Genomic DNA, 13,705 nt, shown 5'->3' with positions numbered 1-13,705 from the left:
AGAAGGAGTCTTGCATCATGTTACAAATAAGTTGGGAAATGATGATATTCATCATCATCGGTGGTTTTCTAGCGGCTTATGTAGATTCTGTCGTTGGTGGAGGGGGACTAATCGCTCTTCCGGTTCTGCTGGCAACGGGATTACCTCCGGCTGTCGCGTTAGGAACGAACAAATTGGCGGGCACCATGTCATCACTGACAAGTACGATTTCTTTCATGCGGTCTGGGAATGTTGATCTGAAAGCAGTACGAGGTTTGTTCATATTGTCTCTCTTAGGAGCTGTGTGCGGAACGATGGTGCTGCGGCAAATTCCATCTGATTTCTTAAAGCCGTTGGTTGTCGTTATGCTTATACTGATCACCATCTACACGATTTTTCGTAAAAATTGGGGGGATATTTCTACCTTCAGTCAATTCTCAACGAAAACAGCGATGTTAATGGGCTGCGCTGCATTCGGTTTGGGCTTTTATGATGGTTTCTTCGGACCGGGCACCGGTTCCTTTCTTATTTTCGTGTTTCTGATGTTAGGATTCGATTTCGTCAAAGCGGCCGGCAATGCGAAAGTGCTAAATTTCGGGAGCAACGTGGCTAGCTTGGCTACTTTCATGGTTATGGGGTCCATTAATTATGGGATAGGCATTCCGATGGGAATAGCCATGGTTTGTGGATCTTTGCTGGGCTCACGCATGGCGATCCGCAAAGGATCAGCGTATGTTCGACCGCTATTTCTTACCGTTTGTATAATCCTCATTGGTAAACAGATATGGGATATCTTGTAGGGGGTGAAAGGCTGGGACGCTTAAAGAACGAAGGGCTGCAAATGATTCTCGTCGCTATTGTGACGGCAATTGCCGGAGAGTTTAAGATCACACCTTTCATTGGGGAAATGTTTCGGATTGGTCTTGGCAGCAGCGCCTTTCTACTCTGTTTGCTTTTGATGAAGCATCTGCCTTATATCTATACAGGTATCGTTACCGGAATCACTGTTCTGCTATTTCGGACGTTGGAAGATGGTATCCTATTACATGGGGCCATGTCTTTCAGCGCGAGCGCGCAAACGCATTTATCAGCCGCATTTTATTATATGGCCTTTGCGATTGCCATGAGCTTCATTAAACGGAATTGGGACCAATTCCACCCTTTTGTTCTTGGGTTGTTCTTATCGGTTATTGATCTTATGTCCAATGAGATTGAATTGTTGGCGCGCAGCTTGATTTTCCATTCACCGCATATGTTTTCAGAGCAGTTAGTGTATATCACAGTTACCGCTGTCGTACGGAGCTACTTCGTGGTCGGTATCTACAACAGTGTGACCATTAATCAGATGCGAGTCCTGCATAATGAGCAGCAGAAGCGTATGGAACAAATGTTAAATACGAATAGCGGTTTATATGGCGAAGTATTTTACTTACGGAAGTCGATGGATACGATTGAGCAAATAACAGCCAAGAGCCACAATTTATATGAAAAAATTAATGGCGCGGGGTTAAAAAGCTACTCTCGCACCATTTTGGAAATTACCCAGCAAATTCATGAAGTCAAAAAAGATTCGCAACGCATCCTAGCCGGGTTGTTGAAGCTGTTCGATCGCGATTTCGCTTCCGAAATGAGGCTGGCCGAAGTCGTGGAGTTCGCCATCAAGTCCAACCTGGGTTATAGTTCGATGATTGGAAAAAAGATTCAATTCAAAAGCGACATTCAAACGGACTATTGTTCGAATCAATACCTACCCCTTTTAACCGTAATCAATAATCTCGTTTCTAATGCTGTGGAAGCAATTGAAGATCAAGGATCGATTCTCGTAAGTGCTTATGAGCAAGGTGCTGAGACCATCATCATCGTTGCCGACACTGGTGTTGGCATTTCAGAGCAGGATAGAGATATGATTTTTGCACCCGGATTTACGACCAAATTCAATCAAGAGGGCTTTGCCGCGACAGGGATTGGACTCTCTCATGTTCGAGATATTGTTCATTCATTAGGTGGAGACATTCATTTACGCTCTGACGAGCCGGGTTTTCAGACCACTTTTGTGATTACTATATTGACCGATACGTTGAAAAAAGGAGCGTAGAGATCATGCTGTCATTCGGAATTGTTGACGATGATGCGGTAAGTAGACGGATGCTGCAAAAGATCATTGAAAAAGGCGGATTAGGCGAAGTCGTAGGTACGGCTGGCAGCGGGAGCGAAGGAGAAAAAGTTCTTCTGGAAACCACACCGGATGTCGTGGTCATTGATTTATTGATGCCGGATCAAGATGGAATTGAGACCATCATTCGATTGAAGGAGCAAGGTTATCAAGGGAAATACGTGATGATTTCGCAAATTGAAAATAAAGAAATGATTGGCAAAGCCTATCAAGCCGGTGTCGAATTCTATATTCAAAAGCCAATTAATAAAATTGAAGTGGAAGCGGTGCTGTCCAAAGTTAACGAGCAGTGGAACATTAGCCGCTCCTTGCAGGAGATTAAAGAATCTTTAACCAAGCTGAGTTTACTGCACACAGGTCCTGAGAGTGTTCGTAAAAAACGCGGTGTCCGCGAAATTATGCAGCCCATTCTCATGGATATGGGGATCGTGGGGGACACCGGCAGTCGCGACCTGATGGACATTATGGAACATCTCACTCGTCATCATAAAGCGGAAGGAATTCCGCCGCTCAAGGAGCTTTATGAAACGGTGTCCAGATGTCACAAGGTAAAGGAAGCGGATGTTGAAAAAGAAGGTAAAGCTGTCGAACAGCGGATTCGCCGCACGATAATGACCGCGTTGACCCATATCGCCAGTATTGGCTTGACGGATTACAGCAATCCCAAATTTGAGCATTATGCGCCTCTGTATTTTGAATTCCAGGATGTGCGTATGAAGATGAAAGAAATCGATGAGAACTGTAAGCCGGAGAAGGGCAAGGTCAATATTAAGAAATTTCTCCAAGTTCTCTATCTTGAAGTTACGGATAAGATGCGCAGTGAATATTAAAAATAGCGAAGAACAAAATTAGGCAGTTTCTGGTTGCGAATTGACCAATGGTTATGGTATTATTTTGAATTAGTGATAGAAGAAGGAGGTGAAGGTAGGATGAATCGAGAGTTCGTGAACAACCGTGTGAGCCAGTTACCCATCGCGATGGCTGGCATCGTTCATGCAGCAGGCAAAGACGCGAGAAGTCTGTCCATTTATGCTCATACGGAATTACAACTCACGAAAAGACACCTACCTTAACCCTCGACGGATTAATCCGAAAGGTCGTAGGAATTTTCCTGCGGCCTTTTTTTGTACGTTGGTTGCGATGGATAGGGTCTTTCATAAACTAGGAGGATCCTTCATTATGTTAATAGTTAATGGTCAAAATATAAAAAAATACCATGGTGCGCAGCTGGTGCTCGAGGATGTTGCTTTTGAAATTCATCAGGGAGAAAGAATAGGACTTGTGGGACGCAATGGCAGCGGTAAATCGACATTGTTGCGCCTTATATCCAAGATAGAGAAGCCTGACGAAGGACAATTAACGGTACGAAAAGATACGCGGATCGGCTATTTAGCACAAATCCCAACGGAGTGGGAGAGCGGTACGGTATATGATGTGCTAGCCGCGAGCTTTCAAGAGATACTTGAATGCCGCGCCAACATGACGGATCTGGAGCAGCGAATGTCGAGCCCGGACGTCATGAGCGATGAGAAGCAGCTAGATCAGCTGCTTAAGCGATACGCACAGCTGCAAGAACGTTTTGAACGGGAAGGCGGCTACGAGCTGGATGCAAGAATCGACCAAGTAGCGAACGGCCTTCGTATTGCACGGGAGTTTTACGAGCGGAGCTTTACCTCGTTGTCTGGAGGGGAAAAGACGAAGATTGCTCTCGCTTCCCAGCTGATCGGCAAACCTGACTTGCTGCTGCTGGATGAGCCGACGAATCATCTGGATTTGTTTGGCGTGGAGTGGTTGGAGGAATATCTCACCCATTATGATGGTGCGTGTTTCATTGTTTCTCATGATCGTTACTTTTTGGATCGGGTGGTCACGAAGATCGTCGAACTGGAAGATGGTGAATCAACGACCTATCTGACTTCATATTCAGGTTATGTGAAGGAGAAGGAGGTCAGATTACTTCAGCAGTTTGCTGATTATCAGGAGCAGCAGAAGGTCATCAAAAAGATGAAAGAGACGATTAAGCAGCTGACGGAGTGGGGCCGAGTAGGAGGAAACGAGAAATTTTTCCGTCGGGCAGCTTCTATGCAGAAAGCGCTGGATCGGATGGAAAAGCTCAAACGGCCTGTTCTCGATCCGAAGGCAGCGGAGTTCGATCTGAAGCTGGACGACCGCTCAGGTCGGAGAGTGATTCGCTTCGATGATGTGAATAAACAATACGGAGATAAAGTGCTGCTGAAGCGGGCAAGCGGATTGCTGGAATATGGCGAGAAAGTAATGCTCGTCGGGCATAATGGTTCGGGTAAAACAACCCTATTGAAGATGATTCTTGGTGAAGAGCAGCCTGACCAAGGGGAGCTCGAGCTTGGAGCGCGGGTCGATATTGGTTATCTGGCTCAACAAGAGTATCCAGAGGACCATAAGAAATCGGTGCTGACTTACTTCTGTGAGGAAGCGAAGCTGGAAGAAGGAGAGGCTAGGGGCCGGCTTGCTGCTTATTTATTTTATGGAGCAGATGTATTCAAGTCGGTTTGTTCTCTCTCAGGAGGTGAGTGGACTAGATTGCGACTAGCACTGCTTGTGCTGCGTAAGCCTAATTTACTCATTCTAGATGAGCCCACGAATCATATGGATATTGCTTCAAGGGAAGCGTTGGAAGAAGCGCTGGAAGAGTTTCCTGGTACCGTGCTGGCTGTGACGCATGATCGTTATTTTATGAATCGGCTGTCCCGGAAAATATGGGAGCTGGATCAAGGGCGAATTACTGTTTACTTGGGCAACTTTGATGATTATAAAGAGAAGAGCGGGCAGCTGCGCGAAGATCAAATACGTGAAACCACTATCGTTGGGGTGCCAAAGTCGGTTGTTGCACATGCGGCGTCACGGGAAAAGTCTAAATGCTCGTCCGTGTTCACAAGGGGAAATCTGGAAAATCAGATTGCTAATGAAGAAGCGCGTCTGAAGAATTTGGACCAACGAATAGAGAAGAACCTGACGGCAGATGAACTCAGCAAGTTATGGATAGAGAGAGAAGCGGTACAGGACCTGTTGGATGGGCTCTATGAGCACTGGATGCAGATGGAGGAGCAAGAATAGAAAGAGGGGGTGCGAAAGCACTCCCTCTTTTCAATTCCTTTTTGTTCCATTTGTATCCTGTGCAGATTTAGAAAAATAGAGCTTGAAGCTTAAATCTTGATTGTAGTTGCCAAAGCCGGACCCGAATAAGGTGACGCCTCCAATATGCTCGGCATCCTCTAAAATGGCAACTCGGAAGGACCAGTGAGGATTACGAATGTCGATTTGGTCAATCGTGACGTCGGATAGCTTCAGGCCGTCCATGAACGTTCCTTCTTTTTTGATAAAGATCCGCTTTAGTAGACCAAATTGATTCACGTCTTCAAACCACCATGCAGGATTAAGTCTACCCTTGCCGCCAAAGTCACCTGGGCTAGTCCACATTCCTAGCTTAAGTCCATTGAAGAAGAACGTAATATCAGAAGGCCAGTCGCTGTTTGTTAAAGGGGCTTCAGAAGATATCTCCATCGATATTTCCAATTCCTCTGGTTCCTCGCTGTTCATTAAGAAATTTGGAATCTTATACTCGATATATCCCTGTGCGAACCAAAGAATCTTAGCGTTCAATCGTTCCGGATCAAGGAAATAACGGGGATCATCGAAAATACCGATGACTTTAGATACCGTACAAATACCGCAAGTTGGAATGATGTTTAAATCCGTATAGTGGCCGACAGATACATCGGTTCTTCTTGAATAACGAGGGGTGACATTGCGCTGCGGAAAAGCAATCTCAAGATGATCCATGTGAAGTGAGCACATCTTCTGGGCTGCGCCGCCTTTGCCGGGCATCATTTCGGAGCGGATCACATCGGCTTTCTCTAACTTTTTGACATGCATCGTCATAATTGCGCTGCTAAGACCAAGGGCCTCCGCCAATTCACGGATATTCATGGGCTTTTGGGAGAGCAAGTGGACGATTTGAATGCGAACGTTACTTGAAAGTGCTTCAAATAGAGGTAAATTATCTTCCGATAAATCAATTCTCAAACAAATTCCCCCGTATAATAAAAGATTAATATTTATGTGAATGACATCCTTATATAGTAATATACATTTTTCTTAAATCTTTAACAACTTCGAAAAGTTTAACAAGATGAATCATGAAAACTAAATATTAATATAAATGTGTATTATTAATAAATATATTGACAACTCGAGGGGATAGGCATTACTATTTACTCAAATATGGAGTTGTTCATATTTGTGAAATCATTAAAATGATAGGGGTTTTGAACATGTTGAGTAACGAGAAGGCAATAGAACAGGAATATTCGAATCCCATTATCCCACAGCGCGCAGATCCTTGGGTGTATAAGCATACCGATGGATATTATTACTTTACCGCTTCTGTACCGGAATATGATCGAATCGAAGTAAGAAGAGCAGTTACGATTCAGGGGCTCGGTTCCGCTGAACCGGTGGTCGTATGGAACAAATATGCGGAAGGCCCGATGAGCGCTAATATTTGGGCACCGGAAATCCATTATTTGAATAACAAATGGTACATCTATTTCGCGGCTGCTCGCACTACCGATACGGTGGAGGGATTGTTTGATCACCGAATGTTTGTTCTGGAGAATGAATCACCGAATCCATTGGAAGGACAATGGGTTGAGAAAGGTCAGATCAAACCGAATTGGGAGTCATTCTCGCTCGATGCAACTACCTTTCAACATGAAGGTAATCTCTATTTAGTATGGGCGCAGAAGGATTTGAACATAATAGGAAACTCCAATCTGTATATTGCGCTGATGAGCGATCCATGGACAATTAGCGGTCAACAGGTCATGATTGCACAGCCGGACTATGAGTGGGAAAAAATTGGTTATTTGGTCAATGAAGGTCCAGCCGTATTGAAACGCAATGGGAAAATTTACATTACCTACTCTGCTAGTGCTACAGACTATAATTACTGTATGGGATTATTGACGGCAGATGAGTCGAGTGATCTGTTGAACCCGGATTCATGGAATAAGACACCTTACCCCGTATTTCAAACTAATGAGACTACTGGTCAATATGGACCTGGTCACAATAGCTTTACGGTTTGTCCAGAAGGTAAGGATGTGATCGTGTACCATTCCCGCAATTACAAATTTATTGAGGGTGACCCTCTATATGATCCAAATCGCCATACAAGAGCACAAATATTTGGTTGGCACGGTGACGGGACACCTGATTTTGGCATTCCGGTTGCAGATGCTCTAACTCAGAAATATAAATGAACTCGAAAAATTGCAAAATAACATAGTGTTGACAGTGAAAGCGCTTTGATTTATTATAAATTTAACATATATATTAATAATTAATATAAACGCTTACGTTTGTAAGGCAATCGCTTTAAAGGTTTAACTTACATTATTAATTGAATATATGTATGCGGTTCCATTTCATCGGATTTTTTATTATTTACTACAATTAGGAGGGGTTTAAATGAAAAAGAGTCTAGTATCAGTAGCAGCGCTTTCCATGTCGTTAGTAATTGTACTTGCAGGTTGTGGTGGGAACAACGCGGGAAGCGGTAGTGGGGATACGGCGAAAAAAGAAGAAAGCAAAAGCACAGAGGCAGCAAAAACAGAAACAAAAGAACTAACATTTATGTTCCGCGGCGGCCCCGACGAGCAAAAGGCATACGAAAATACGATTAAGAAGTTCGAAACGGAGCACCCGGGTGTTAAAGTTAAAATCATCACAACAACAGCTGACCAATATGCAACAAAAATTAAGGCAGCTATTACAGGTAAAAGCTTACCCGATGTATTCTACTTTGAACCAGGTGATTTGAGAGCTTATGTAAATGGCGGCGTTCTCCTGGATCTGACAGCTAACATTAAAGGTGATAAAAATGTTGATCTGAACAACATCTGGAAATACGGCGTTGACTTTTATCGCTATGACGGTTCCACTGTTGGGAAAGGCAATATTTACGGTCTGCCAAAGGATGTTGGCCCATTTGCACTCGGCTATAACAAAACAATGTTTGAAAAAGCTGGAGTACCACTTCCTGACAAAGATAAGCCTTATACGTGGGATGAATTTATTAAAGTCAACAAACAACTGACCAAAGATAACAACGGTGACGGCAAGTTGGATCAGTTCGGTACTGGTTTCAATGTTAACTGGTCCTTGCAATCATTTGTATGGAGCAATGGTGCAGATTGGCTAGATGCAACAAAAACAAAAGTTACGATTGATGAACCTAAATTTGCTGAAGCTTTGCAATATTTTGCTGATATGCAAAATAAGCATAAGATCACTCCATCGATTGAAGATGCGCAAACGTTAGATACTTACCAGCGTTGGATGAAGGGCGAAATGGGCTTCTTCCCGGTAGGACCTTGGGATCTAAGTACCTATGAAAAATTGCCGTTTGAATATGATCTGATTCCTTACCCAGCTGGATCTACAGGTAAATCTGCAACATGGTTAGGTTCCTTGGGAATTGGTGTTTCCAGCAAAACGAAACACCCTCAGGAGGCTACTGCTTTGGTAACTTACTTAACAGCTTCGCGTGAAGGACAGCAAGCCCTGGTAGATGCTAAAGTACAAATCCCGAACTTGATCGATATGGCTGACAAGTGGGCTGCAGACACATCCATTAAACCGGCAAACAAGAAAGAATTTTTGGAAATAGTTAAAGATTACGGCAGAGCTATTCCCAATACGTTGACTTACAATGCAGAATGGCACCAGCTCTTCTTCACGGATATTCAGCCAGTCATTGATGGTAAAGTAACTGCAGCTGATTATGTGAAGGGTCAACAGCCGAAAATGCAAAAGCTTCTTGATAAGGCAATTGAACAAGAACAAAAATCTAAAAAATAACAAGTTAATGAAAGACTATTTTTAGTACAGTTGAAAATGATGTTAGTTGCTGAAGTGTAATAACAAGGAACTAACATCATTTTCTTCTAACTAATCAGGGGTGAACTATGAAATCCAAATCTAATCTCTATCGGAAAGAGAAATATTACGGGTTTTTATTTATACTTGCACCCGTTCTTGGTCTAATTCTATTTACATTGTACCCAGTTTTATATTCTTTCTACGGTTCCTTCACAGATTGGGATGGGTTGGGCCAGATGAACTTTATCGGGCTGGATAATTATATAGACATATTCCAAGATGAGCAATTTTACAAAGCTATGTATAACACTCTATTTCTAATGATTGGCATTCCAATTGGTTTGATATTGGCTTTACTGTTGGCGCTTGGTCTCAATAGAGGAATTTTTGGAACTACTACTTTCCGAGTCATATACTACATTCCGGTCATTTCTTCGTTGGCAGCGATCTCCATTTTGTGGCAATGGGCTTATAACGGTGATTATGGTTTAGTTAACCAGTTTTTGGATCTATTCGGAATTGAAGGACCTAACTGGTTAGCTAATAAAAATACGGTTAAACCTGCAATTATGATTATGGCAATCTGGAAAGGCTTAGGATACTCGATGCTCTTGTATTTGGCGGCGCTGCAAAGCGTATCCAGATCTTATTATGAAGCGGCAGAGATCGATGGGGCAAATGCTTTACAGTCTTTTTGGAATATTACATGGCCAATGGTGAAGCCGGTTACATTCTTTATCGTTGTGACAAGCATCATCGGTGGTTCGCAAATTTTTACCGAGATTAACATTATGACTTCAACAGGTGGTCCTGAGTATAGTTCTGCTTCAGTCGTCTTTTATGTGTGGCAGAAAGCATTTGGAAACCTCCAAATGGGATATGCATCAGCAATGGCTGTTGTGCTGGGTCTGTTTATATTTATCGTTACGCTTATCCAATTTAAAATGAATGAAAAATCATCCTATGATGTGGATTAGTCCATCAATCGGGAAGGAGCGGGTAATCCTATGATAATTACCAAACAACAAAAAATAATTAGCATCGTTATTTTTCTCATATTAGCAATCGGCGCTATTGTCATGGTAGCTCCCTTATTGTGGATGGTATCGACTTCCTTCAAAGAAAAGAAGGATGTGTTCGCACTGCCTCCCCAGTGGATACCCGAGACGTTTTTATTTATTAAATACAGTGAAATTTGGGAAAAGGGACCTTTGCTTTCGGGTATTAAAAACAGTGTCTTCATTGCTGTTTCTGTAACAATTATCGGAACCTTTACTTCCAGCTTAGCTGCTTTTTCATTTGCAAAGCTCAGGTTCCCAGGTAAGGACAAGATTTTTTTACTGCTGCTTTCAGCCTTAATGATTCCTTATCCAGTTGTTATGATACCGCAGTTCATTTTATTCTCAGAGTTGGGCTGGGTAGATACATTGCTGCCGTTAATTGTCCCAGGCTTTTTCGGAAATATTGTGATGATCTTTTTCCTTCGCCAGTATTTAACAAGCGTGCCGAATGCAATACTTGAAGCGGCGAAGATTGATGGAACCTCCTACTTTGGAATTTTCTACAGGATCATATTTCCTCTTATTAAACCTGCAGTAGCTGCACAGCTTATTTTATGGTTTATGGCCATTTGGAACGATTATTTAGCACCAATCATTTACTTGAATTCACCTGAGAAACAAACGCTGCAGCTAGTAATTGCTAACTTCAATGCAACTTATGCCATTCAAACGGACTACCCGTTAATTATGGCAGCATCTGTGATCGCATTATTGCCGATGTTAATCGTTTTTCTCATATTTCAGAAGCAAATCATTGAATCAGTTGCAATTTCAGGTGTTAAAGGATGATCAAATCAACTGGAAACCAAAGGAGACGGAACGCCTTTGTAAGCATCATGACAGTTGCTGTTCTCCTTCTAGCAGGTTGTTCCATCGGAGGAGGAGGAGGAAGTTTGCAGTCGAAGTTAAAGTATCCAGATGCGCCTCCAATCTATCCAATGTTTGATGTGGATAACCTTCATAACGAATTGGCGTGGAATACGAACAATACACATGATCCCGCAATTATAAAAGAAGACGATACCTATTATGTTTTTTCAACGGATGCTAAAGTCGGCGGTAAGGCTAAGCCTGGTATTATGGTTAGGAAATCAAAGGATCTCATTCAATGGGACTGGGTCGGATACGCTTTTGATGGAGTACCCAAGCAAGCGGCGGAATGGACAGGGGCTCAAGGTTTATGGGCACCTGATGTTAAGAAATTCGGCGATACGTTCTATTTGTATTATTCGGCATCGACCTTTGGTTCGAACCAATCATTTATTGGCGTAGCAACAAGTTCTTCCTTAGAGGGGCCTTGGACTGACCAAGGAGAAGTAATAAAGACGGGTGTCGGCGATAAGCCGAATGCGATTGATGCGAACATTGTATTGGATGCGTCGGGAGATCCATGGTTTGTATTCGGTTCTTTCTTCGGGGGGATTTATACCTCTCCGCTAGATCCGAAAACAGGCAAGTTGAAAGAGCCTGGTTTTGGTACAAAGATTGCGACCAGGGATCATAAAACAGAATCCGGTGCGGTAGAAGGCCCTTATATTGTTTATCATTCGGAGCTGAAGAAATATTACCTGTTTGTTTCCTTTGATTCGTTGTCACAGGATTACAATGTGCGGGTAGGTAGATCGGACTCCATAACAGGTCCATATTTGGATGCGAATGGAAGAGATCTTATGGACGATAAGTATGAAGCCCAGTTTGAGATCGGCAACAAAATATTGGGTGGCTATAAGTTCCAAGAAGGCGATGGATGGATTGCGCCTGGACATAATTCCGTGCTGCAGGATGGGGATCATACTTATATCGTCCATCATGCTCGTCCGCAGCAGGACATGAACTGGATGTATCTCCACATTAGAAAAATATTATGGACCCAAGACGGCTGGCCGGTCGTATCACCGGAAAGATATACTGGAGAGACCGTTCAAGATATCCCTAAGGCGAGCATAGTAGGCAATTGGGAACGAATCGTGATGGATAAAATGATCGACGGCCAAGTTGAATCGGACGAGTTAAAGCTTTTAAAAGGCGGGAAAATCAACAATTCTGATTCCAAGGACTACTGGGAATTCGATGGGAAGCATACCCTTACGCTTTATTGGTACGATGGTGAGGAGCTGGCATCTCAGGAAATAGTTATGATGCTGCCGTCATGGGATTGGGAGCTTAATCGTTCAACGCTTGTCTTTACAGGCATGAATAATCGAGGTACGGCTATATGGGGGAAACAGCTTCCACAAGCAGCTAAGTAAGATACATGATAGTATCCTATCGGCAATTGAATTACTATTCTGGCCAATGTCCGTTCTGTTCTTGAATGATGGTGAATGAATACATAACCTCTACCTCACTATAAAAGTCGAGATGAGGTTTTTTGTCTTGCTTGCGTATTTCCGCCACCGTTCCGACATGGAAGTCGGTGGTCTATCTATGATAAGCTATACGTAATAAAAAAGGAGGCGATTGCTGTGATTCAAGTTTTCCCTGCGCATACGCGTAATACAACCGATCTGGGCTGGCTTAAGAGCCATAAGAATTTCTCGTTCGGCGATTATTTTGATGAGGATAATGTAGGTTTCGGGGTTATGCGTGTTTGTAATGACGATGATATTGCTGCCGGCCGAGGCTTCGGTCCACACCCCCATAGCGATATGGAGATTGTCAGCATCGTTCTTAGCGGAGCCATTAAACACGAAGATAGCTTGGGGCATGTTGCGGTAACGGGTGTGAATGGCGTGCAGCGAATGTCAGCTGGAAGCGGCGTTATACATGCCGAGTATAATGCGTCGGATACAGAACCGATGAGTCTATTTCAACTTTGGTTCATGCCTTCTAAGCGGGGCTTGGAGCCGTCCTTTGAGAATGTCACTTATGAACCTGAAGCAATGATAAACACGCTGCTGCCGGTAGTTACACCCGAGGGAGGCGAGCATGCAGCCAAGATACACCAAGATATGAGTATTTACCTCAGCAAGCTGGAAGCGGGCAAAGGGCTTGTGTTTAAACAAGGAGAGAATCGCCGTATTTTTCTTATGCTTATAAGCGGGAAGTTATCTGCTAATGATACTGTATTGGAAACTAAGGATAGCGCTCGTATGGAAGCTGAACAAACGGTTGAGATTCGTGCGATAGAAGATACACATTTCATGCTAATTGATCTGCCATAATGGATGATGAAGGAGGGCTATGCGGATGAAGGAAGTCTTTTTAATTAAACATGCAGTGGGCGGTCGAGCGTTCGTAGATACGGGTAAACATCCGATCCCCTACACATGGGAGCAGGTTGGTGACCAATGGATTTTTACCGTGCAGATAGAGAAGAAGGAAGATATTGCTGAGCTTTTGAAATGGAAAGAGGAACTCAACGTATTCTTATTTCAGGAATATGAAAATGAGCCAACAAAGAAATTATGGTTTTATGTAGGCGATGATTCCGTTCACTATTCCGAGGAAAAAGGCGAGTTAACCATCGTAGCAAAGTCTCAAATCGTATACATTCCTGATCAGTTTAGTGCACAATTGTAATCAACATAGGGAGAGCTTTGCAGGTGTCAAATGCTTGTGGGGCTCCCCT

The 13,705-nt window shown here is 43.2% G+C and carries 13 protein-coding genes; 12 read left to right on the top strand and 1 reads right to left on the bottom strand.

Annotated elements, in window-relative coordinates; all coding sequences use genetic code 11:
- Positions 1 to 17 precede the first annotated feature (17 nt).
- From QFZ81_RS30590 to abc-f, 5 genes are all read left to right on the top strand, one after another.
- Positions 18 to 779, top strand: a complete 762-nt coding sequence (locus QFZ81_RS30590; protein WP_307438396.1) for a TSUP family transporter — start codon at positions 18 to 20, stop codon at positions 777 to 779.
- The gene (locus QFZ81_RS30585; protein ID WP_307438398.1) at positions 764 to 2,074 is read left to right on the top strand and encodes a sensor histidine kinase; all 1,311 of its coding nucleotides are present in this window, start codon (positions 764 to 766) and stop codon (positions 2,072 to 2,074) included. Before QFZ81_RS30590 ends, QFZ81_RS30585 begins: the two co-directional genes overlap by 16 nt.
- Positions 2,075 to 2,079: 5 nt before the next feature.
- Positions 2,080 to 2,982, top strand: a complete 903-nt coding sequence (locus tag QFZ81_RS30580) for a response regulator (RefSeq protein ID WP_307438400.1) — start codon at positions 2,080 to 2,082, stop codon at positions 2,980 to 2,982.
- A 99-nt stretch (positions 2,983 to 3,081) separates the two neighbouring features.
- A complete protein-coding gene (locus tag QFZ81_RS30575) occupies positions 3,082 to 3,225 on the top strand; it encodes a hypothetical protein (RefSeq protein ID WP_307438402.1) in 144 nt (47 codons plus the stop codon).
- 106 nt (positions 3,226 to 3,331) lie between these two features.
- Positions 3,332 to 5,245 carry a ribosomal protection-like ABC-F family protein gene (gene abc-f / locus QFZ81_RS30570; protein ID WP_307438403.1) on the top strand — a complete coding sequence of 638 codons (1,914 nt, stop codon included), beginning with the start codon at positions 3,332 to 3,334 and terminating at the stop codon, positions 5,243 to 5,245.
- A 30-nt stretch (positions 5,246 to 5,275) separates the two neighbouring features.
- Here abc-f and QFZ81_RS30565 read toward each other — a convergent pair whose 3' ends face one another.
- Positions 5,276 to 6,214, bottom strand: coding sequence for an ArsR/SmtB family transcription factor (locus QFZ81_RS30565; protein WP_307438405.1), 939 nt, complete (start codon positions 6,212 to 6,214; stop codon positions 5,276 to 5,278).
- A gap of 248 nt (positions 6,215 to 6,462) precedes the next feature.
- Here QFZ81_RS30565 and QFZ81_RS30560 point away from each other — a divergent pair, with 248 nt between their 5' ends.
- The 7 genes from QFZ81_RS30560 to QFZ81_RS30530 all read left to right on the top strand — a co-directional run bounded on the left by QFZ81_RS30560 (position 6,463) and on the right by QFZ81_RS30530 (position 13,656).
- Positions 6,463 to 7,452, top strand: a complete 990-nt coding sequence (locus QFZ81_RS30560) for a glycoside hydrolase family 43 protein (protein WP_307438407.1) — start codon at positions 6,463 to 6,465, stop codon at positions 7,450 to 7,452.
- A 208-nt stretch (positions 7,453 to 7,660) separates the two neighbouring features.
- On the top strand, positions 7,661 to 9,052 hold the full coding sequence (locus QFZ81_RS30555; protein ID WP_307438409.1) for an ABC transporter substrate-binding protein: 1,392 nt from the start codon (positions 7,661 to 7,663) through the stop codon (positions 9,050 to 9,052).
- 107 nt (positions 9,053 to 9,159) lie between these two features.
- Entirely contained in the window at positions 9,160 to 10,050 is an 891-nt protein-coding gene (locus QFZ81_RS30550; protein WP_307438411.1) for a carbohydrate ABC transporter permease, read from the top strand.
- 30 nt (positions 10,051 to 10,080) lie between these two features.
- Positions 10,081 to 10,923: a carbohydrate ABC transporter permease gene (locus QFZ81_RS30545; protein ID WP_307438413.1), complete on the top strand. Its 843-nt coding sequence runs from the start codon at positions 10,081 to 10,083 to the stop codon at positions 10,921 to 10,923.
- A 47-nt stretch (positions 10,924 to 10,970) separates the two neighbouring features.
- Positions 10,971 to 12,383, top strand: coding sequence for an arabinan endo-1,5-alpha-L-arabinosidase (locus QFZ81_RS30540; protein WP_373462729.1), 1,413 nt, complete (start codon positions 10,971 to 10,973; stop codon positions 12,381 to 12,383).
- Between the two features lie 216 nt (positions 12,384 to 12,599).
- Positions 12,600 to 13,298, top strand: coding sequence for a pirin family protein (locus tag QFZ81_RS30535; RefSeq protein WP_307438415.1), 699 nt, complete (start codon positions 12,600 to 12,602; stop codon positions 13,296 to 13,298).
- Between the two features lie 25 nt (positions 13,299 to 13,323).
- On the top strand, positions 13,324 to 13,656 hold the full coding sequence (locus tag QFZ81_RS30530; protein ID WP_307438416.1) for a hypothetical protein: 333 nt from the start codon (positions 13,324 to 13,326) through the stop codon (positions 13,654 to 13,656).
- Positions 13,657 to 13,705: the final 49 nt, after the last annotated feature.

It is taken from the genome of Paenibacillus sp. V4I9 (assembly GCF_030817295.1).
Classification (GTDB): domain Bacteria; phylum Bacillota; class Bacilli; order Paenibacillales; family NBRC-103111; genus Paenibacillus_E.
This window is presented reverse-complemented; position numbering and strand designations above follow the sequence as displayed.